The sequence below is a fragment of the Mycobacterium mantenii genome, from assembly GCF_001667865.1.
Taxonomy (GTDB): Bacteria; Actinomycetota; Actinomycetes; order Mycobacteriales; family Mycobacteriaceae; genus Mycobacterium; species Mycobacterium mantenii_A.
On the sequence record NZ_LZJP01000029.1, the window covers coordinates 67,725 to 87,605 of the forward strand.

Here is a 19,881-nt window from a genome sequence, read left to right on the forward strand (position 1 = left end):
CACAAGAACTTGTGTTTGCGTGTCGTGCACACCTGTCAGGCCACCTCCAGTATGAGCTCCGCGGCTCAGGCGATGTGGCCGAATCCGTTGCGAGCCGGCGCGCCGGCCGGATCGGCCGCGCACCGGCGCGATCGACGCGGCCGGCCACTGTTCACCACGCCGCCAAACATGTACCATTTGGTACATGTTTACCGAAGACAGTGTCGAGATCGACGCACCGCCCCAACTTGTCTGGGAGGTTTTCACCGACGTCGAGCATTGGCCCGACTGGACCGCGTCGGTGACCTCCCTGACCGGGCTGGACGGGCCCGGGCTCGCCGTCGGCAGACGATTCGCGATCAAGCAGCCCGGCATGTCGAAGCTGGTCTGGAAGGTCACCGACATCGACCCGGGAACGTCCTGGACCTGGGTGCAGAGCTCTCCGGGGGTGCGGGTGACCGCTCGCCACGATGTCGTCGCCCGGCCCGGCGGCCGCACGCTGGTGCGCCAGCAGCTCGACCAGCGCGGTGTGCTGGGCGCCCTGGTGGGGCGGCTGATGGCCAAGAAGACCGAGCGGTTCCTCGATTTGGAGGGCCAGGGCCTCATGGCCAGATCCGAGCAGCTCAGTCGCGCCGATGGCGCGCACTCCTGACACCGAGCGTCGCCGGCAACTGCTCGATGCGCTGATCGCCGAGTTCGCCACCGGCGGCATCGGCGACCGGTCGCTGCGCGAGGTGGCCGCCGCGGTCGGCACCAGCCACCGGATGCTGTTGCACCACTTCGGCTCTCGAGAAGATCTGCTCGTGGCGATCGTCGAGGAGGTCGAGCGCCGTCAGATGGGGTTGCTGGCCGAAATGCCGGACGATCCGGCCGACAGCTTCGCGGCGATGTGGGCCGACCTTCGCCGGCCCGAATTGCGCGCATCCGAGCGCCTGTTCTTCGAGTGTTACGCCCGCGCCGCCCAGGGCGAAAAGCCTTTTGCCCGAATGATTCCCGGCGCAGTCACCGACTGGCTGGCCGAGGTCGATGCGATCGCCGAAGGGCGGGTCGACCCCGCCCTGGCGCGACTGGGACTGGCCGTCACCCGCGGCCTGCTGCTGGATCTGGTTGCGACCGATGACGAGACCGGCGTCGAGGCGGCCGCGCAGGCCTTTATCCGGCTTTTGGCAACACCGAAATGAGGGTGTCGACGAGTTCCTCGGCGCTGGTGTGCCACTTGTCCAGATCCATGTGGCCACTCAAGTCCAGCCCCGTGATGCCGTGTGCGCTCGTCAAAATGAGCGCTCCATAGCGTGGCGCTTGCTGCGGACCGGTGATGCGACCCACCATCTCCAGAAATAGTCCCTGCGTGCGCTCGGCCGCCCGCATCGCCGCGGTCGGGTCGCCCGCCGGCGGAGTGAACATCAGGCGATAGAGATGAGGCCGGGTGCGGCCGATGGCGATCAGCGACAGCAGCGCCGAGCGCAAGCATTCCTCCGGCGAGTCCTCGCTACCGGCCAATGCCTCGAGTGCGTCACCTAATTCACGCAATGCGTTCGTGGCCAGCTCGGCAAGCAGGGATTCCTTGTCTGCGAAGTGGCGATACGCCGCCGAGCGCGACACGCCGCTGCGGGCACCCACCTCGCGCAGCGTCACCGCCTCGACACCTCCCAGGTCGAGCAGCACCCCCGCCGCCTCGACCAACGAACGACGCGTGGCCGCCGCACTCTCGGCTCGTGTCGTCATCCGCAGAGCATAAGCCGGCCTTGGGTTGACAATGTCAACTTAACTGCTAGTTTGAGATGACATCGTCAACTCAAACTGAATCCCTCCGATTGGAGACCATGATGTCGTCGAATCGCACCGCCCGTAATGAGCTGATCGTCGTGACCGGTGCCTCGACGGGCATGGGCGCGGCCAGCGCGCGAGAACTGGCCCACAAGGGTTTTCACGTGCTGGCCGGTGTGCGTCGCGAGGTGGACGCCGACGCACTGCGCGCCGACGGTATCGAGCCGTACATCCTGGACATCACGATGCAATCGGACGTGGCCGCGATCGCCGACCGTGTCACGCGCGATCCGCAGCGCCGCCCCCTGCGCGCGCTGGTCAACAACGCCGGGATCGCTGTCAATTCTCCTGTCGAAACGCTGCCGATAGACCAGTGGCGCAGGCAGTTCGAGGTAAACCTGTTCGGCCACATCGCGATGACTCAGGCGCTGCTGCCGGCCCTGTTGCTCAGCTCTGGGACCGTCGTCAATATCAGCTCGGTCGGCGGCAAGGTGGTGTTGCCGACGTATGGCGCATATGCCGGTTCGAAGTTCGCCCTGGAGGCCGCCAGTGACGCGCTGCGGCGTGAGGTCGCCGAGCTCGGCATCAAGGTGGTCGTCGTTGAACCCGGCGCGGTCAAAACCGAAATGGCCGAACGCGGAATCGCCACCGCCGAGGCACTGATGGCGAGCCTGACCGATGCCCAACTCGCCCGCTACGCCGATCTCATCGCGGCCGTCACCGCACAAGCGCGGTCGTTCGGCGAGGATGGCGTTTCGGCCGAACACGCCGCGAAAGTGATCGCCAAGGCCGCGACCGTATCGCGTCCCCGCACGCGCTACACCATCGGACGCGACGCCGCGATCCTGGTGCGAATCAGCCGCTTGGTGTCCGACCGGATCCTGGACCGCATCATCCGGCAGAACCTGCGATCCTTCGCCAAAGAGGCAAAGCCGAGCGAAAACCGCACCACCGCAACGACTTCGCTCGGCACCTAGGAGGCGGCCGCGGCCTTGCCCATGTTCATGCCGTAGAACTGGTATTCCTCCGGCTTGACCGAGCGGGTCGCCCGCCAGTACTCCCAGGTGTAGCCGCCCCAGAGCACGGTGTTCTTGCCGTGCTCGTCCAGATACCAGCTGCTGCAACCGCCGCTGTTCCACACCGACGGCCCCAGCCGGCGCTGCAGCTCGTCGTTGAACTTGTCCTGGGCGGCGCGGGTCGGCGCCAGCGCCTGTGCGCCCAGCCTGTCGCAGGTCGCGATCGCGTCTGCGACGTAATGGATCTGGGATTCGATCATGAACACCACCGAGTTGTGTCCCAGCCCGGTGTTGGGGCCCAGCAGGAAGAACAGGTTGGGCACGTCGGCGACGGTGATCCCGCGGTGCGCGCCGATGCCCTCGCGGTTCCAGCGGTCCACCAGGTCCTCGCCGTGCAGTCCCTTGATCTGGACGTAGGTGTAGGAGTCGGTGACGTGGAAGCCGGTGGCATACACGATCACGTCGGCCGGCCGGTGGGTGCCGTCGGCGGTGACGATGCCGTCGGGGGTGATCCGCGCGATGTGGTCGGTGACCAGTTCGGTCTTCGGGTCGGCGACCGCGCCATAGTAGGTGGAGGAGTTCAGGATTCGCTTGCACCCGATGCGGTAGTTCGGGATCAGCTTGCGCCGCAGCTCCCGGTCCTTGACCGACCGGCGAATGTTGTATTTGCAGTAGGCCTCGATGAACTTGAGCAGGTTCGGCCGCTTGGTCATGCCGAAGGCCAGCGCTTCCTGCCCCCAGTAGATCGCGAGACGGACCAGCGCGCGCAGGCCGGGCACGTTCTCCATGGCCCCGCGCACCGCCGGCGGGATCTCGGGGTTGGAGCGCGGGACCACCCACGGCGGAGTGCGTTGGTAGAGCTGAAGTTCGGCGACCTGCCCGACGATCTCCGGCACGATCTGGATCGCGCTGGCACCGGTCCCGATCACCGCCACCCGCTTGTCGGTCAGGTCAACGCTGTGGTCCCACTCCGCGGAATGGAAAGCGGCGCCGCGGAATTCGTCGCGACCCTCGATGTCGGGCATGGACGGAATGTGCAGGGCGCCGGCACCAGAGATCAAGAACTGCGCGACGTATTCGCGCCCGTCGGTGGTGAACACGTGCCAGCGGTTCTCGTCGTCGTCCCAGTGGGCGCGGTCGACCAGCGAGTCGAACTCGATGTAGCGGCGCAACCCGTACTTCTCGGTGACCCCTTTGAGGTAGTCCCAGATCTCGGGCTGGAAGGAGAACGGGTTCTTCCAGTCGGGCTTGGGCTCGAACGAAAACGAGTAGAGGTGCGACGGGATGTCGCAGGCGCACCCGGGGTAGCTGTTGTCCCGCCAGGTGCCGCCGATGTCGCCGGCCTTTTCCAGGATGACGAAGCCGATGCCCCGCTTCTGCAGCGCGATGGCCATCCCCAGGCCGGAGAACCCGGTCCCGATGATGACGGCACGTGTGTGCACGGGTTTCGAGGCGTTGGCCCCCGGGATGGTCTCGGTTTGTGTCACGACGTCGGTCACGGTCGATCGGTCTTTCTCTCCAGGCCTGCTTCGGGTCGGCTTTAGCCGGCGTCTTCGCTATGGCTCCCGGCTGACGCAGAATACCCGGTACCCAGGGTATCGGATTGGACGAGTGTTATCGATGGCCGCGGCGGTTGTCAACGCCGCGGCTCGCTCAGCTCGCGGCCGAGTCGCCGGCCACCATGTCGTGAACCGGCAGGTCAGGGTTCATCCTGATGCCCAGCGCCTCGGCGGTGCCGACGATGACACCCATCATGATGGTGGTCAGGTGCGCGACGAATTGCTCGCGCGACATCAGGCGCGGGCTGTCCGGCTCGGGACCCAGCCACCACTCGGTGGCCGACGCGGCACAGCCGAAGGCCGCGTGCCCGGCCAGTTCGACCGCCGCGTGGTCGAGCTCCATCTCGCGCAGCTCGTTGTCGAACATGTCGGCCACGGCCAGGGTGATTCCGCGTCCCTCGTCGAGGATCTGGGGGCTGGCCGACGACCGGCCCTGGATGAACACGCGCAGCACGTTGGGGTGCTTGTCGACCAGGACCACGTACTCCTCGACGCTGCGCCGGATCACTTCGCGGGCCGAGTCGGTTTTCAGGTCGATGGACGGGAAGATCGCCGCCCACAGCATGTCGCGCAGGCGCTCCCCGATCGCCTGGAACAGGTCGGACTTGTCGTGAAAATGCCGGTAGATCTTCGGTTTGGCGGTGCCGGCCTCCTCGGCGATCTCCCGCACGGACAGCTCGGGCCCGAGGCGGTCGATCGCGCGGAAGGCCGCGTCGACGATCTCGTTGCGCACCTTCTTGCGGTGCTCGCGCCAGCGTTCGCTGCGCGCGTCGACCTTGGCCCCAGGCTTGACGCTGGGGTGGGGTCGGGTAATTCTCACCACATCAAGCACCATACCGCGCTGCGGCGTTGACCTGGGCAGACTGGCCGATCAGCCCGAGGTTCTACAGCATGCAGGACACGCAGCCCTCGACCTCGGTTCCCTCCAAGGCCATCTGGCGCAGCCGGATGTAGTACAGCGTCTTGATCCCCTTGCGCCAGGCGTAGATCTGCGCCTTGTTCACCTCGCGGGTGGTGGCGGTGTCCTTGAAGAACAGCGTCAGCGACAGCCCCTGGTCCACGTGCTGGGTGGCCGCGGCGTAGGTGTCGATGATCTTCTCGTAGCCGATCTCGTAGGCGTCCTGGTAGTACTCCAGGTTGTCGTTGGTCAGATAGGGCGCCGGGTAGTAGACGCGGCCGATCTTGCCTTCCTTGCGGATCTCGATCTTGCTCGCCACCGGGTGGATCGAGCTGGTCGAGTGGTTGATGTAGCTGATCGACCCCGTCGGCGGGACGGCCTGCAGGTTCTGGTTGTAGATGCCGTGCTGCTGCACCGACTCCTTGAGCCGCCGCCATTCCTCTTGCGTCGGAATGCGGATGCCCGCCTCGGCGAAGAGCTCCCGCACCCGCGGGGTGGCCGGCTCCCACACCTGCTCGGTGTACTTGTCGAAGAATTCACCCGAGGCGTACTTCGAGCGCTCGAAGCCGCCGAACTTCGAACCCCGCTCGATCGCGATGCGATTCGACGCGCGCAGCGCGTGGTAGAGCACGGTGTAGAAGTAGATGTTGGTGAAGTCGACGCCCTCTTCGGAGCCGTAGTGGATGCGCTCGCGGGCCAGGTAGCCGTGCAGGTTCATCTGGCCGAGCCCGATCGCGTGGGACTCGTTGTTGCCCTGTTCGATTGAGGGCACCGACCAGATGTGCGTCTGATCGCTCACCGCCGTCAGCGCGCGGATCGCGACCTCGATGGTCTGCGCGAAGTCGGGCGAGTCCATCGTCTTGGCGATGTTCAGCGATCCCAGGTTGCACGAAATGTCCTTGCCCACTTTGGCATACGACAGGTCGTCGTTGAACACCGACGGCGTGGACACCTGCAGGATCTCCGAGCACAGGTTCGAGTGGGTGATCTTGCCGTCGATCGGGTTGGCCCGGTTCACCGTGTCCTCGAACATGATGTAGGGGTAACCGGATTCGAATTGCAGCTCGGCCAGCGTCTGGAAGAACTCCCGCGCCTTGATCTTCGTCTTGCGGATGCGGGCGTCGTCGACCATCTCGTAGTACTTCTCGGTCACCGAGATGTCGGCGAACGGCAGACCGTAGACCCGCTCGACGTCGTACGGCGAGAACAGGTACATGTCCTCGTTCTTCTTGGCCAGCTCGAAGGTGATGTCGGGGATCACCACGCCCAGGCTCAGCGTCTTGATGCGGATCTTCTCGTCGGCGTTCTCGCGTTTGGTGTCCAGGAACCGGTAGATGTCGGGGTGATGCGCGTGCAGGTACACCGCGCCCGCGCCCTGCCGGGCCCCGAGCTGGTTGGCGTAGGAGAACGAGTCCTCGAGCAGCTTCATGATCGGGATGACACCCGAGGACTGGTTTTCGATGTTCTTGATCGGCGCGCCGTGCTCGCGAATGTTGCTGAGCAGCAACGCAACTCCCCCGCCGCGCTTGGACAGCTGCAGCGCGGAGTTGATCGACCGCCCGATCGACTCCATGTTGTCCTCGATGCGCAGCAGAAAGCAGCTCACCGGTTCGCCGCGCTGCTTTTTGCCCGAGTTCAGGAACGTCGGGGTGGCCGGCTGGAAGCGGCCGTCGATGATCTCGTCGACGAGCTTCTCGGCCAGGATGGTGTCGCCGGCGGCCAGCGTCAGCGCCACCATGACCACGCGGTCTTCGAAACGCTCCAGGTAACGCTTCCCGTCGAACGTCTTCAGCGTGTAGGAGGTGTAGTACTTGAACGCGCCCAAAAACGTCGGGAACCGAAACTTCTTGGCGTAGGCGCGGTCCAGCAGCGTCTTGACGAAGTTACGGCTGTACTGGTCGAGAACCTCACGCTCGTAATAGTTCTCCTTGATCAGGTAGTCGAGTTTCTCGTCCTGATTGTGGAAGAACACCGTGTTCTGGTTGACGTGCTGCAGGAAGTACTGATGCGCGGCCTCGCGGTCCTTGTCGAACTGAATCTTGCCGTCCGCGTCGTACAGGTTCAGCATCGCGTTGAGCGCGTGATAATCCGTCTCCCCCGGCAACGCGTGGGCTCCGGTGGTTACAGGCTCTGCAGCGACGGTTGGTGACACGTCTGTTCCTTCCAGAAATCGGCTAAGCCCGCGCGGACGGCATCCACGTCGTCCTGGGTTCCCATTAGTTCGAAGCGGTAGAGGTAGGGGACGCCGCACTTGCGCGAGATCACGTTGCCCGCGTAGGCGAATTCGGCGCCGAAGTTGTTGTTGCCCGCGGCGATGACGCCGCGGATCAACGACCGGTTGTGCTCATTGTTCAAAAAGGCGATGACCTGCTTGGGGACGTAACCGCCGGCGTTGAGGTCGGGAGTGGCCCGGCCGCCGCCGTAGGTGGGCAGGACGAGGACGTAGGGCTGGTCTACCTCGATGCGGCCATGCAGTGGTATCCGCGTGGCGGGGATCCCCAGCTTCTCCACGAAGCGGTGGGTGTTCTCCGATACCGAGGAGAAATAGACCAGTGACGATCGCAAGCGCGGCGCAGCCGGGCGAAGCGGGTCGTCACCCGTCCAATCTGGGTTGCGCGACTGCACCGCAACCTCCTTACCTGACGTCTTTGCCTTACGCGCTCAGTTCCGCCGTGGACAGCGCCTTGATGCGGTCGGGCCGGAAACCCGACCAGTGGTCGTTACCCGCCACCACCACGGGAGCCTGCAGGTATCCCAGGGCCATCACATAGTCACGCGCCTCGGCATCCAGCGAGATGTCGACCTTCTCGTAGGCGATGCCCTGCTTGTCCAGCGCCTTGTAGGTGGCGCTGCACTGCACACATGCCGGCTTGGTGTACACGGTGATGCTCATAGAATGCCGCTCCTTTGCGGAAGAGGGGGACCCAATGGACTGGCAACTACTTTTGACTGCGTCTTTGCTATGTTCAGCGATCCGTCAGGCTCCCTGATTCCCGTCGTGCGGCGGTCGAGGTCGAACGACCTGTGGGTGCCGATTTCGGAGGGTTCACCGAGCCTGGCTGGCTTGGTGGTCCGGGGATCTGCCGGTGCTCGAAACACTACACCTAGTGGCTGACAAGATGTCGAGATACAAGATGTTCTGAATAACAATTTTGAAATTCCCTGGTCGTGAGCCCTGTCGCGAAAAAATCTGAACACCCATTCGGCGTGTCGCAGGTCACACGCCGAGGCGTGGGCGCCCCTGCGGATCTATATATCAGCGACCACCGACATCACCCCCCAGAACGACGGCCCGGTCCGCCGCTAGCAAAGCCGCCAGACGGAGCTGGCGGCTTTGGCTATTCGGTTGTGGCAACCTCGCTGGTCGCCCGGCGAGCGGCTTGTCGACTTCCGCCAATCAGCCGACTTCGGCGGCCAGCTTGCCCACCACGTCACGCACGTTCGCGGACAGCTCGGCGTGCTCGGCGGGCGCCTTGCCCTCCAGGGTTTTGAACGGCACCGACAGTTTGATCGCCTCGACGACCCGCGCGCCGGCGATGCCGAAGGACTTGCGGGTGTCGTCGTGCGCCCAGACCCCGCCGTACTGGCCGAAGGATCCCCCGATGACCGCCAGCGGCTTGCCCTTGAGCGCGCCGTCGCCGAACGGGCGGGACAGCCAGTCGATCGCGTTCTTGATGACGGCCGGATAGCTGCCGTTGTATTCGGGGGTGACCACCAGGGCGGCGTCGGCGTCGCCCGCCGCGGCACGCAGCGCGGCCACCGGGGCCAGCGGTGGCGCGTCGGTGTTCATCACGTCGTCGATCTCCTCGTTATAGAACGGCAGCTCACCGAGCCCCTCGAAGATCGTGACGGTCACGTCGTCGGCGGCGACCGCCCTTGCCAACTCGGCGATCTGGCGGTTGATCGACGCCGCGCGCAGACTGCCCACGAACGCCAGAATTTTGATTGCCACTGGTCGGAGTTCCCTTCGATCGTTGTAGTACATCCTCGCACGATCTAACCGGACTATAGTCCGATTAATTCCGGCAGCGTTAAAGTGCAGAGGTGAGCGAGCGGGCCGGTGAGTTGCACGTGTTCGCCCCCCAGGTGGGGCACCAGGAACGGGGCGACGCGGCACGCAACCGTGCCCTGCTCCTGAAGGCCGCCCGAAGCCTGGTCGCCGAGCGCGGCGCCGACGCCGTCACCACCGATGACATCGCGGCCGCCGCCGGAGTCGGCAAAGGCACGCTGTTCCGCCGCTTCGGCAGCCGCGCCGGCCTGATGATGGTGCTGCTCGACGAGGACGAACGGGCCGTGCAGCAGGCGTTCCTGTTCGGCCCGCCGCCGCTGGGCCCCGGCGCACCGCCCACCGATCGGCTGATCGCTTTCGGCCGGGAGCGGATCCGCTTCGCCCACGACCACTGCGAACTGCTGTCGGAAGCCCACCGTGATCCCCAGACTCGCTACAGTGCGCCGGTATTGGTGCACCGCACCCACATCCGCGTGTTACTTCAGGCGGCTCATACCACCGGCGATCTCGACGCCCAGACCGATGCCCTGCTCGCTCTGCTCAATGTGAACTACGTCGAGCATCAGCTCAACGATCGAGGCCATACCATCCAGACGCTGGGCGACGCGTGGGAGAGCCTGGCGCGCAAGCTCTGCGGGCGGTGACCACCACGAACTGGATCCTGCACGTCGACCTCGATCAGTTCCTGGCGTCGGTCGAGCTGCGCCGGCACCCCGAATTGGCCGGGCTGCCAGTCATTGTCGGCGGCAGCGGCGATCCGGATGAACCGCGCAAGGTCGTCACCTGCGCCTCCTACGAGGCCCGGGAGTTCGGGGTGCGGGCGGGCATGCCGCTGCGCGCGGCCGCCCGCCGCTGCCCCGAGGCGACCTTCCTCCCGTCGGACCCGGCGGCCTACGACGCGGCGTCCGATCAGGTGATGGGTGTGCTGCGCGACCTGGGGCACCCGGTGGAAGTGTGGGGCTGGGACGAGGCCTATGTCGCGGTGACGGCGCAGGACCCCAGCGAGGTCGCACAGCAGATCCGCGCCGTCATCTCCTCGGAGACCGGGCTATCCTGCTCGGTCGGCATCAGCGACAACAAGCAGCGCGCCAAGGTCGCCACTGGATTCGCGAAGCCGGGCGGCATATTCGTGCTCACCGATGCGAACTGGATGCCGCTGATGGCCGACCGTCCGGTCGACGCGCTGTGGAGTGTGGGCCCCAAGACGGCGAAAAAGCTTGCGAATCTTGACGTTACGACGGTGTGGCAACTGGCCCACTGCGACGCGGAGCTGCTCACGGCCACGTTCGGCCCGCGCACCGGGCTGTGGCTGCTGCTGTTGGCCAAGGGTGGCGGCGACAGCCAGGTCAGCGCCGAGCCGTGGGTGCCACGCTCCCGCAGCCACGTCGTCACCTTTCCGCGCGACCTCACCGACCGATCCGAGATGGACACGGCCGTAACGGATTTGACCGAACAGGCGCTGGCCGATGTGCTGGCGGCGAGCCGAGTCGTGACCCGGTTGGCGGTCACCGTGCGAACGGCGACCTTCTACACGCGCACCAAGATCCGCAAGCTCGACGCGCCCAGTACCGACCACGACGTCATCGTGGCCGCGGCCCTTCGTGTTCTCGATCTATTCGAGCTCGACCGGCCGGTCCGCCTGCTCGGCGTGCGCCTCGAGCTGGCCATGCCGCACTAGCGGCGGGGCGGGCCGCAGCGCGCGGGTGAAGATGACGTTCACCTGGCGCATCGCCACGCTATAAGGCCACCACGCAAGCCTTTTGAAGGCGTACAACGCGCGGATGTCGGCCGAGGTGTAGATCAGGTATCTGTTCTTGGCCACCCCGGCCAGGATCTTGTCGGCGGCCTTTTCCGGCGACACGGCATGGCCGGCGAACCGCCTCACCCACCGCGCGACGTCGGGGTCCTCCCGGTCCACGCCGGCGATCTCCACGGTGTTCACCAGCGGGGTGTTCACCGCGCCGGGCACCACCACCGACACCCCGATGCGGTGGCGGGCCAGGTCGAAGCGCAGCACCTCGGACAGGCCACGCAATCCGTACTTGCTGGCGCTGTAGGCGGCATGCCATGGCAGGGCGACCAGCCCGGCCGCCGAGGACACGTTGACCAGATGGCCGCCGCGTTTGGCCGCCACCATCGGCGGGACGAACGTCTCGATGACGTGGATCGGTCCCATCAGATTGATGGCGATCATCTTGCTCCACTGCTCGTGGGTGAGCCGGTCGACCGTGCCCCAGGCCGATACGCCGGCGATGTTCAGGACGAGGTCCATGCTCGGGTGCGCGGCGTGGATGTCGGCGGCGAACGCGGCCACCTGGTCATAGTCGGCGATGTCCAGCGCGCGGTGCTCGGGGACCTGTGCGCCCAGCGCCCGCGCGTCGGCCACGGTCAGTTCGAGACCGTCGCGGTCGCGGTCGGTCAGATAGAGCTCGGCGCCCTGCGCGGCCAGCCGCAGCGCCGTGGCGCGGCCGATGCCGCTCGCCGCCCCGGTGACAAGGCACCGCTTTCCCGCGAAAGACCGCCCGGATCCCCTCTGCGCCATGGCGGAGACGATACCGGCGGTAACGCCGCGCCTAGGGACGGCCGGCCCACAGCGCGTGCAGCCACAACCGCTCGAGCACGCGCACCCGTCGGTCCCGGTCGCTGTCGCGCCCGGTCAGGATCGGGTCGCCGGTCAACACCAGCGCTGTGGTGCCGGCCAGGGTGCGGATCAGCGTCGGCAGGTCGTCACTGATTGGATCGGCCGTCCCGGCCTTCATTTCGGCCTCCACGATCCCGACGATCTGGTCCAGCACCACCTCGAACTGCTGATCCAGCAGCTCGCGGATCTCGACGTCGGTGTTGCGCGCCTCGTTGCAGGCGGTCACGACGGGGTCGTTGTGCGCGTAGACGGCCGCTGCGCTGCCGACCATCCGCTTGGCGAACTGCTCGGGCGACTCGCCGGCCTGTCGGGGCGCGAAGTACTCGGTGAGTTCTTCGAGTTCCTCGGCGGCCTCGGCCATGAGTTGTGCCAGCACCGCGTATTTGGAGTCGAAGTAGAAGTAGAAGCCGGATCGGGCCACCCCGGCCCGCAGGCTGATGGTGCTGACCGACAGCTCCGCGAAGGGCTTTTCCTGCAGCAGTTCGCGCACCGCCTGCACGATCGCCTGGCGTTGTTTGTCGCCACGCCGTCGTGCGCCCGACTCCGGAGTGGCGGGGTGGCTGGTCACTCCCTGACCTTGCACCACGCCGCGCGAAAAGCAAACTTGACAGCCGTCAAGTTTTTCAGCGAAGGTTATGAATCAGTGACGGCCGTCACGGGAGGGCACGCAAAGGAGCGTTTATGACCGCCACCATCAGCACCCCGCATTACCTGCTGGATCAGGCGCGGCGCCGGTTCACCCCGACGCTGCAGACCATCCCGGGAATGGGCGCCATCGAGAAGCGCCTGCTCGCCCACGAGTGGGAGACCAAAGTCCTGGCGGAACCGCCGGCCGGCAGCGACCTCAAACCCGTGCTGGGCGACGCCGGGCTGCCGATCCTGGGCCACATCATCGAGCTGTTCCGCGGCGGCCCGGACTACGCGTTGCACCTCTACCGAAACCACGGCCCGCTGATCTATCTGGATTCGCCGATCATGCCCGCGGTCACCGCGCTGGGCCCGGACGCCACCCAGGCCGTGTTCTCCAACAAGAACAAGGATTTCTCCCAGAAGGGCTGGCACCCGGTGATCGGGCCGTTCTTCAACCGCGGCCTGATGATGCTCGACTTCGACGAGCACATGTACCACCGCCGGATCATGCAGGAGGCCTTCACCCGCAGCCGCCTGACCGGCTATGTGGAGCACATCGATCGGGTCGCCACCGACATCGTCGCCAACTGGCCGACCAACGACGCGCGCTTTTTGTTCCACCCGGCGATGAAAGAGCTCACCCTGGACGTCGCGTCCCTGGTGTTCATGGGGCACGAGCCGGGGTCCGACCACGACCTGGTCACCAAGGTCAATCAGGCGTTCACCACGACGACGCGCGCCGGCGGGGCGATCATCCGGCAGCCGATTCCGCCGTTCAAGTGGTGGCGCGGCCTGAAGGCCCGCAAGTTGCTCGAGGACTACTTCATCGAGCGGGTCAAGGACCGCCGCAACGCCACCGGCAACGACATGCTCACGGTGCTGTGCCACACCGAGGACGAGGACGGCAACAGCTTCACCGACGAGGACATCGTCAACCACATGATCTTCTTGATGATGGCCGCGCACGACACGTCCACCTCGACGACCACCACGATGGTCTACAACATGGCCGCCAACCCGGAGTGGCAGGAGCGGGCGCGCGAGGAGTCGGCCCGGCTCGGCGACGGACCGCTGGACATCGAATCGCTGGAGAAGCTGGAAACGCTCGAGCTGATCATGAACGAGTCGCTGCGCATGGTGACGCCGCTGCCGTTCAACATGCGGATGGCTGTGCGCGACACCGAGCTGCTGGGCCACTACATCCCGGCCGGAACCAACATCACCATCTGGCCCGGGATGAACCATCGGCTGTCCGAATTGTGGACGGAGCCAGACAAGTTCGACCCCGAGCGGTTCGCCGAACCGCGCTCGGAGCACAAGAAGCACCGGTACGCGTTCGCGCCGTTCGGCGGTGGTGCGCACAAATGCATCGGCATGGTCTTCGGTCAGCTGGAGGTCAAGACCGTCGTGCACCGGCTGCTGCGGCGCTACCGCCTCGAGTTGGCCCGGCCGGGCTATCAGCCGCACTGGGACTACGGCGGTATGCCGATCCCGATGGACGGCATGCCGATCGTGTTGCGCCCCCTATAGGCCAGGGCGAACGACGCCCACGCGTCAGGCGAACCGCCGGTTGGCGCAGGCGATCACCGCGCGCAGCGCCGACTGCGTCGGATCGTCCGACCAGCCCAACGCCCACTCGGCGCGGGTGCCGTCGCCGCCGCGGACGAAAGTCGCGACGCCCGTTGCCGATCGCATCTGGTGGAACTCCATGATCTCGACGGTGATCCCCCGCTCGTGCAGCATCGCGGTCAGGGCCGCGATCGGTCCACCTGCGGCAGCGGTGGCGGTGCTGATGCGATCGCCCACGGCGATCACGGCCCGGAAGTCGCGGGCCTGCGGGCCCAGTCGGGTCGCGGCGCGATCCGGGTCGGTGCACTCCCAATGGCCTAATCGCAGCGGGCCGGCGTTACGCCCGTAGGCCGCGACGAAGCCCTCCCAGGACGTCGCAGCGGCCTGCTCGCGCAGACCGCGGGGCAGCGCGACGCCGAAGCGGTCGCCGAACCACGCACTGGCGGGCTCGAAATTCTCGGACTGATTGCGCTCGGGAAGAGTCATGGTGCCGGTCTTTTCTGGTCAGGAGGATCGACCGACGGCAGTAGCTTCCGACCCACAGCGGGGGGTCGGTCAGGATCAGACCCCGCTGCGGGTGCTAGCTACTACGCCACGCTCGAAAAGACGCACGGGCGTTGACATTAGACCCTCAGACACGATTTCTGCAACTGCCGCCGATCCATGCCGAACGATACTGACCTGCACAAACAGACCGTACAAAAAAATACAGAAAATAATCCTAAAAGTTTGGTTTACCCGCGGTTTACAGGGGGTATGGGCGAATCGGCAGTCAATTAGACGGCTGTTCAACTACCCCTCACATGGAAGGCACGATCATGAAGGCGAAGAGCACCAAGAAGACCCTCAAAGCTGCCGCAGCGGCCCTCGGGGTGGCCGCGGTGTTGGCAGTGCCAGGGTGTGCGACTTCTGCCGCAACCGGCGGCACTGGGTTGGGCACGGGCGGCACCACCTGTGTCGGACCCATTTGTATCTGAATCAAACTAGAAGCGACCCGCTGGGACTTTTGGTCCCGGCGGGACGCAATTTCTAGCACGCGTCCCCAAATCCGGCACACCCGGATGATGGAAGTACGGGACGCTCGATTCGGCCTGGATTGACATCGCGATAGCCATTTATTAAAAGCGCATTGTCGATGCCTATGGCGCTTTCGTCGGTGGCCTCCCTCAAGCGAGAGATCCTTCGCTTTCGCGCGCATTAAAACGTCGAACAACTGTTGCTGCAGTGAATGATTGACGCGCATACTCAACTGACAAACGTCACGTTAACTAAAACTAACTGGGTATTTACGTGTGTCTAATAGCCGTTATAACATCCGATTTGTCGGGCGATCTACACGCGGGGCTATGCCTCCGGAAGGAAGGATGTGAATATGAATTCAATTAGGACGAAGAGGGCCTTTAAGGTCGCCGCCGCCGCTGCGGGATTTGTTATGGTCCTGTTTGTACCCACCGGATGTTTGGAGACTACGACCACCGGGGCCACCACGGGTGGATCCTCGGGAGGCACCTGCGTTTTGGTGATCTGCATCTGACCCAAAAGACAAGCGACCCGCCCGGACCTGTGGTCTCGGCGGGTCGCTGGTTTCTTTCGGCCGCTTCGTCTTATCCGGCCGGCCCCGGCGCCCGATCGAACCGCAGATATGCCTGAATCGTCGTGCCGGTCCGGGCGGTGTGGGTGCGCACCAGGTCCGAGATGGCGTTGACCAGGTACAGGCCGCGACTCGCGGGGCCGCACGGGCCCGGGTCGAGCCGGCCCACCATCGGGTCGTCGAATTGTCCGGTGTCGCGCGCCTCGCAGACCAGATGCCCGTCGTCTTGCCAGAAGGCCAACCGGCAGGCGCCCCCGGTATACATCAGGCTGTTGGTGGCCAGCTCGGTGGCGACCAACTGCAGATCCTCGATGCTTTCCTGGGACAGCCCCATCCAGCCCGCGTAGTCGACAGCGAAGGACCGCGCCGGCCGCAGGTCCGCCGACCGGCGAACCATGTAGGTCACGGCCCCGGGTTTGGCGGCCAACGGACGGTTGCAGCGTTCCAGGACCTCGATGGGGGCGTAATCCGAGCTGCGCTGCAGCGCACCGCATTCCCACAGCAGCGGATGCGTCGCGCGCGCGTCGGCCAGCACGGCCGCGTCGAGCTGGCTCGCGTCATAGAGGCACAGGCTGGTCGCCGGGTAGCCGTCCATCGCCTCGTTGACGAGGGCCTCGTGCTCGACGCAGGCGACGAATTCCTCCTCGGTGCGGCCGGGCCAGGCGAGTTGGCTGACGATTCGCACGCGCCGGTCGGGGTGCTCGTCGATGAACCCGCCCTCCATCGCCATGAACCGGGTCGGGTTGCGGGCGATCTCGGTGATATCCACCATTTGCACGTCACCGGGCAGGTCGTCACGGGCGGACAGCGTGTCGTGCAGCAGCGCCATCGTCTGGGGCGGCACGGCGACCAGCACCGCCTCGGCCCGCTCCAGGCCGTCGCCGACGAAGCGGTCTACCAAGTCCAAAAATTCCCGCTGAGAGTGGTAAATCAGAGCGGAGTGGACGAAACCGTATTGTCTGGTTTCGTTACCCGCCGTCACTTCAGCGCTCTCGCTTTCGATCACTATGCCAACCCCCTGCTGAGTCGGCTGTCGCCTTCCCTCCCTTCCAGTACCCAAGACGGGCCTTCGCTATACCGCGCCACGGATCACATTTGGGTTCACCTGATTTGGTGGGCCCCATCCGGTGGTCGCCGGTCGCCGATCTAGAGCCACCACGAGGCGGCCGCGTCGAGATGACGGCGGAGGCGATAACAGGCGACGCTCTCGTCGGCGGCCCCGACCGCGTCGACAATCCGCAGGTGAGCGTGGTGCACGGCCAGCACGTCCGACCATGTCGGCAGCGCCTGGCCGGTGCTCGACCAGTGCCGGCGGAACAGCTCGACGATGATGCGAAGGAAGAGATCCAGCGGCGCGTTGCCGGCTAGCTGCGCCAGGCCGACGTGAAAATTGAACTCCTCCGCCATGGCCCGCCGAACATCCTCGGGTGTTCGGCGGGAGTCGTCCGGCAGCCCGGACCCGTGGTGGGCCAGGAAGGCCGCAACCTCGGATTCGCCGAGCCGCTTGACGACCTTGGCCGCGTTGTCGATCTCGATGGCGTCGCGGACGCATCGCAGGTCTTCGCGGCTCGGCTCGCGGTATTGCAGATACAGGGCGATCGTGTCGATGCTGGCCTGCGCGGCGGGTTGGGCGATGACGAGCCCGCCGCCGGGTCCGCGGCGCATGTGCGCAACCGAGTGGTATTCGAGCAGCCGCACCGCTTCGCGCAGCACTGCGCGGCTCACCCGGTAGCGCTCCAGCAGGGCGGCCTCGGTGCCGAACACCGAACCCACGTGCCAGCCGCTGGCGGCGATGTCGTCACCGATGGTGGCCGCCAGCATTTCGGCCAGCTTGCCCCGCGGCGCCTCGGAATCGAGTCGCCGACGCGACTTGCGCCCCCGCCTTCCGTCGGCGGCGTGATGCTGCTGCAGCCAGCCGGTCACCGCCTCGACGTGTCGCTCCGACAGTGTCTTGGCCCTCGCCGAGTCGCCGGCCGTGACGGCGGCGACGATCTCGGAGTGGTGGGCATGCAGATGGTCGACCGCCTCGATGGCCTCGGTCGCCGAATCCGTTCGCGACGCCAGGGCGTAGCGGGTGGTGAGCCGCATCAGCACGTTGATAAACAGTTGCAGCACAGGGTTTTTGGATTGCTCGGCGAGCGCGATGTGGAACTCGTCGCGCGGGGTCGGCAAACCGGGCTTCCACTGCTCCTCGGCGTGTAACACCGCCCGCAGCCGCGCGATGCCGGCCTCGTCGATGCGCTCGGCGGCGAGCGAGGCCGCCAGCGGCTCGAGCACCAGGCGGGCGTTGAGCAGGTCGTCCAGCGTCGTGCCCAGGTATTCGAGATAGATGACGACGGCCCGGGTGGCGGGCCCCGCGTCCGGCTCGCAGATGTACAGCCCCCCGTTGGGGCCCCGGCGCATCCGCGCGACCTGATGGTGCTCGACCAGGCGAACGGCCTCCCGCAGCACCGACCGGCTCACCCCGAAGCGCTGCTGCAGGGCTTGTTCCGATCCCAGCGATTGACCCACCGCCCAGCCACGGCGGACGATGTCGGCCTCGATGTCCCGGGCGAGGATCGACGCGAGTTTGTCCGCCTGGCCGGTCGTCGGCTCCTCGGTCATGCCGGCTCGATTGCTCTCGATCAACAGGTCAGCAGCATGCACCCCGCGACGGGCCCACCGCCGACGGAGACGACCCCGACCTCGGGGCGACGCGATACCTGCCGCTCCCCCGCGTCGCCGCGCAACTGCAGACACCCTTCGTGCAGCGCCCAGTAGCCGTGCATGCGCCCGGCCGAAAGTTGGCCGCCGTAGGTGTTCAGCGGCAGCTGGCCGTCGCGGGCGATCCGCGCCCCGCCCTCGACGAACGGGCCGGCCTCGCCGTCGCCGCAGACCCCCAGCGCTTCCAGCCACGCCAGGGTGAGGTAGGTGAACCCGTCGTACAGCTCGGCGAGCTGGAGGTCGGCGGGCTTCAGCTCAGTGCGCGACCACATCTGCGCCGTCGCATCCGACATCGCCATCTTCGGATAGTCCGCACGGTGAAACCAGCCGCCGGCGCCGTCGGACCCGCCGATCGCCTCCACCTTCACCGCGCGGTGTGGACAGTCGGCGGCGTACTCGGCGTGCGACACCACCACCGCGATCGAGCCGTCGATCGGGACGTCGCAGTCCAGCAGCCCGAGCGGGGTGGATACCAGCCGCGCGCCGAGGTAATCGGCCATGGTCATCGGATCCCGGTACACCGCGCGGGGATTCAACGCCGCGTTGCGCCTGCCGTTGAGCGCGATCCAGCCCAGCTGTTCCTTGGTGGTCCCGTACAGCTCCATGTGGCGGCGGCAGTTGAGCGCCAGCCAGTTGGCGGCCGAGTAGGCGTGCGCCGCAACCAGATCGTTCACGTCGTCCATCGCGCCGACGGCGGGCTTCGGCTCGCCCTCGGGTGTCTCGAACATCCGCGCCAGCGGCGGAGCGGGCGCGTTTTCCTCCTGCTTGACCGGGACGGTGCCGCCGAGCATTTGTATCGTCCGGTACACCACCACATGGCGGGCACGGCGCTCGGCGACCGCGCGGCATGCCGACATCACCGGCGAAAGCAGGCCACCGGTGCCGAAGCCCGACCCACAGTCCGCGGCGTCGATGCGCAGCTGGGCGTTGACGTCCGTCGCCGGTGTGTCACCCAGCGTGGCGATGCCGTCGATGTCCGTGGCGGCCAGGCCGGCGTCCTCGATGGCGGCGCGGACCGCCTCCATGGTCAGCTCAAGGCCCGGGATGCCGGTGCGACGGCCGATCCGGGAGATCCCGATGCCGGACAAGATCGCGTCTTTTTCGAAATGCGTCATGCACACCGCCCGTCAGACCACACCCACCGCCACCATCGAATCAATTGAGTGTACTGTATTCGTCGTGTCGGACGGGCCGCTGCTCATCGAGTATTGCGACGACTGCGCGCGCTGGGTGCATCCGGCCAGCGGCGAATGCCGCGAGTGTGGGGGCCCGCTGGTGCCGCGAGAAGTCTCCGGGCGGGGCACCGTGTTCACCTATACGGTCAACCATCACCCGTACAACCCGGAGATCCCCACCCCGTACGTCATCGCCATCGTCGAGCTCGCCGAGCAGAGCGGCCTGCGGATCGCCGCCAATATCGTTGACTGCGAACCGGATTCGGTGACCTGCGGCATGCCCGTCGAGCTGCGGCCGCAGCGCGGCAGCGGCGGCGCGGCGCAGTTCGCGCCGGCCTGACGTC

General features: G+C 66.1%; 20 protein-coding genes. 7 read left to right on the forward strand and 13 right to left on the reverse strand.

Annotated features, from left to right (window positions below; genetic code table 11):
• Nucleotides 1–184: 184 nt before the first annotated feature.
• Entirely contained in the window at nucleotides 185–631 is a 447-nt protein-coding gene (locus tag A5688_RS04415) for an SRPBCC family protein (RefSeq protein ID WP_067912114.1), read from the forward strand.
• The gene (locus tag A5688_RS04420) at nucleotides 615–1,160 is read left to right on the forward strand and encodes a TetR/AcrR family transcriptional regulator (protein WP_067912117.1); all 546 of its coding nucleotides are present in this window, start codon (nucleotides 615–617) and stop codon (nucleotides 1,158–1,160) included. The genes A5688_RS04415 and A5688_RS04420 overlap by 17 nt, the downstream gene beginning before the upstream one ends.
• Here the strand turns inward: A5688_RS04420 and A5688_RS04425 are convergent.
• Nucleotides 1,132–1,704: a TetR/AcrR family transcriptional regulator gene (locus A5688_RS04425; RefSeq protein ID WP_067827456.1), complete on the reverse strand. Its 573-nt coding sequence runs from the start codon at nucleotides 1,702–1,704 to the stop codon at nucleotides 1,132–1,134. The genes A5688_RS04420 and A5688_RS04425 overlap by 29 nt on opposite strands.
• Nucleotides 1,705–1,805: 101 nt before the next feature.
• Here A5688_RS04425 and A5688_RS04430 point away from each other — a divergent pair, with 101 nt between their 5' ends.
• On the forward strand, nucleotides 1,806–2,723 hold the full coding sequence (locus A5688_RS04430) for an SDR family NAD(P)-dependent oxidoreductase (protein WP_242660321.1): 918 nt from the start codon (nucleotides 1,806–1,808) through the stop codon (nucleotides 2,721–2,723).
• Here the strand turns inward: A5688_RS04430 and A5688_RS04435 are convergent.
• From A5688_RS04435 to A5688_RS04460, 6 genes are all read right to left on the reverse strand, one after another.
• Nucleotides 2,720–4,261, reverse strand: a complete 1,542-nt coding sequence (locus A5688_RS04435; protein ID WP_067912120.1) for a flavin-containing monooxygenase — start codon at nucleotides 4,259–4,261, stop codon at nucleotides 2,720–2,722. The genes A5688_RS04430 and A5688_RS04435 overlap by 4 nt on opposite strands.
• Nucleotides 4,262–4,415: 154 nt before the next feature.
• Nucleotides 4,416–5,144, reverse strand: a complete 729-nt coding sequence (locus A5688_RS04440) for a TetR/AcrR family transcriptional regulator (RefSeq protein ID WP_120312473.1) — start codon at nucleotides 5,142–5,144, stop codon at nucleotides 4,416–4,418.
• A gap of 61 nt (nucleotides 5,145–5,205) precedes the next feature.
• A complete protein-coding gene (gene nrdE / locus A5688_RS04445; RefSeq protein WP_067912123.1) occupies nucleotides 5,206–7,371 on the reverse strand; it encodes a class 1b ribonucleoside-diphosphate reductase subunit alpha in 2,166 nt (721 codons plus the stop codon).
• Entirely contained in the window at nucleotides 7,341–7,784 is a 444-nt protein-coding gene (gene nrdI, locus A5688_RS04450) for a class Ib ribonucleoside-diphosphate reductase assembly flavoprotein NrdI (protein ID WP_067827465.1), read from the reverse strand. Before nrdI ends, nrdE begins: the two co-directional genes overlap by 31 nt.
• 88 nt (nucleotides 7,785–7,872) lie before the next feature.
• The gene (locus A5688_RS04455) at nucleotides 7,873–8,112 is read right to left on the reverse strand and encodes a redoxin NrdH (protein WP_064952259.1); all 240 of its coding nucleotides are present in this window, start codon (nucleotides 8,110–8,112) and stop codon (nucleotides 7,873–7,875) included.
• Between the two features lie 504 nt (nucleotides 8,113–8,616).
• Nucleotides 8,617–9,171: an NAD(P)H-dependent oxidoreductase gene (locus A5688_RS04460; protein ID WP_242660322.1), complete on the reverse strand. Its 555-nt coding sequence runs from the start codon at nucleotides 9,169–9,171 to the stop codon at nucleotides 8,617–8,619.
• 92 nt (nucleotides 9,172–9,263) lie between these two features.
• On the opposite strand from A5688_RS04460, the gene A5688_RS04465 reads away from it, so the two are divergent.
• Together A5688_RS04465 and A5688_RS04470 are read left to right on the forward strand one after the other, a co-directional pair.
• Nucleotides 9,264–9,872: a TetR/AcrR family transcriptional regulator gene (locus A5688_RS04465; RefSeq protein WP_067912130.1), complete on the forward strand. Its 609-nt coding sequence runs from the start codon at nucleotides 9,264–9,266 to the stop codon at nucleotides 9,870–9,872.
• On the forward strand, nucleotides 9,869–10,906 hold the full coding sequence (locus A5688_RS04470) for a DNA polymerase IV (protein ID WP_067912194.1): 1,038 nt from the start codon (nucleotides 9,869–9,871) through the stop codon (nucleotides 10,904–10,906). Before A5688_RS04465 ends, A5688_RS04470 begins: the two co-directional genes overlap by 4 nt.
• Here A5688_RS04470 and A5688_RS04475 read toward each other — a convergent pair.
• Both A5688_RS04475 and A5688_RS04480 read right to left on the reverse strand, forming a co-directional pair.
• Entirely contained in the window at nucleotides 10,841–11,770 is a 930-nt protein-coding gene (locus A5688_RS04475; RefSeq protein WP_067827474.1) for an SDR family oxidoreductase, read from the reverse strand. The genes A5688_RS04470 and A5688_RS04475 overlap by 66 nt on opposite strands.
• Before the next feature lie 31 nt (nucleotides 11,771–11,801).
• Nucleotides 11,802–12,437 carry a TetR/AcrR family transcriptional regulator gene (locus tag A5688_RS04480; protein ID WP_067827477.1) on the reverse strand — a complete coding sequence of 212 codons (636 nt, stop codon included), beginning with the start codon at nucleotides 12,435–12,437 and terminating at the stop codon, nucleotides 11,802–11,804.
• 113 nt (nucleotides 12,438–12,550) lie between these two features.
• On the opposite strand from A5688_RS04480, the gene A5688_RS04485 reads away from it, so the two are divergent.
• Entirely contained in the window at nucleotides 12,551–14,029 is a 1,479-nt protein-coding gene (locus A5688_RS04485) for a cytochrome P450 (protein WP_067827480.1), read from the forward strand.
• 24 nt (nucleotides 14,030–14,053) lie between these two features.
• Here A5688_RS04485 and A5688_RS04490 read toward each other — a convergent pair whose 3' ends face one another.
• The 4 genes from A5688_RS04490 to A5688_RS04505 all read right to left on the reverse strand — a co-directional run bounded on the left by A5688_RS04490 (nucleotide 14,054) and on the right by A5688_RS04505 (nucleotide 19,477).
• A complete protein-coding gene (locus tag A5688_RS04490) occupies nucleotides 14,054–14,554 on the reverse strand; it encodes a homocitrate synthase (RefSeq protein WP_067912133.1) in 501 nt (166 codons plus the stop codon).
• Between the two features lie 1,118 nt (nucleotides 14,555–15,672).
• Entirely contained in the window at nucleotides 15,673–16,665 is a 993-nt protein-coding gene (locus A5688_RS04495; RefSeq protein WP_067912136.1) for a sensor histidine kinase, read from the reverse strand.
• A 140-nt stretch (nucleotides 16,666–16,805) separates the two neighbouring features.
• A complete protein-coding gene (locus A5688_RS04500; protein WP_067912138.1) occupies nucleotides 16,806–18,263 on the reverse strand; it encodes a FadR/GntR family transcriptional regulator in 1,458 nt (485 codons plus the stop codon).
• Nucleotides 18,264–18,283: 20 nt separating this feature from the next.
• Nucleotides 18,284–19,477: a thiolase family protein gene (locus A5688_RS04505; protein ID WP_067912141.1), complete on the reverse strand. Its 1,194-nt coding sequence runs from the start codon at nucleotides 19,475–19,477 to the stop codon at nucleotides 18,284–18,286.
• A gap of 64 nt (nucleotides 19,478–19,541) precedes the next feature.
• Here A5688_RS04505 and A5688_RS04510 point away from each other — a divergent pair, with 64 nt between their 5' ends.
• On the forward strand, nucleotides 19,542–19,877 hold the full coding sequence (locus A5688_RS04510; RefSeq protein ID WP_067912197.1) for a Zn-ribbon domain-containing OB-fold protein: 336 nt from the start codon (nucleotides 19,542–19,544) through the stop codon (nucleotides 19,875–19,877).
• Nucleotides 19,878–19,881: the final 4 nt, after the last annotated feature.

Bases quoted from the DNA above. Each gene is read 5' to 3' on its own strand.
- A5688_RS04415 (WP_067912114.1), top strand. From the start codon at position 185: ATGTTTACCGAAGACAGTGTCGAGATCGACGCACCGCCCCAACTTGTC.
- A5688_RS04420 (WP_067912117.1), top strand. From the start codon at position 615: ATGGCGCGCACTCCTGACACCGAGCGTCGCCGGCAACTGCTCGATGCG.
- A5688_RS04425 (WP_067827456.1), bottom strand. From the start codon at position 1,704: ATGACGACACGAGCCGAGAGTGCGGCGGCCACGCGTCGTTCGTTGGTC.
- A5688_RS04430 (WP_242660321.1), top strand. From the start codon at position 1,806: ATGTCGTCGAATCGCACCGCCCGTAATGAGCTGATCGTCGTGACCGGT.
- A5688_RS04455 (WP_064952259.1), bottom strand. From the start codon at position 8,112: ATGAGCATCACCGTGTACACCAAGCCGGCATGTGTGCAGTGCAGCGCC.
- A5688_RS04475 (WP_067827474.1), bottom strand. From the start codon at position 11,770: ATGGCGCAGAGGGGATCCGGGCGGTCTTTCGCGGGAAAGCGGTGCCTT.
- A5688_RS04485 (WP_067827480.1), top strand. From the start codon at position 12,551: ATGACCGCCACCATCAGCACCCCGCATTACCTGCTGGATCAGGCGCGG.
- A5688_RS04490 (WP_067912133.1), bottom strand. From the start codon at position 14,554: ATGACTCTTCCCGAGCGCAATCAGTCCGAGAATTTCGAGCCCGCCAGT.
- A5688_RS04500 (WP_067912138.1), bottom strand. From the start codon at position 18,263: ATGACCGAGGAGCCGACGACCGGCCAGGCGGACAAACTCGCGTCGATC.
- A5688_RS04505 (WP_067912141.1), bottom strand. From the start codon at position 19,477: ATGACGCATTTCGAAAAAGACGCGATCTTGTCCGGCATCGGGATCTCC.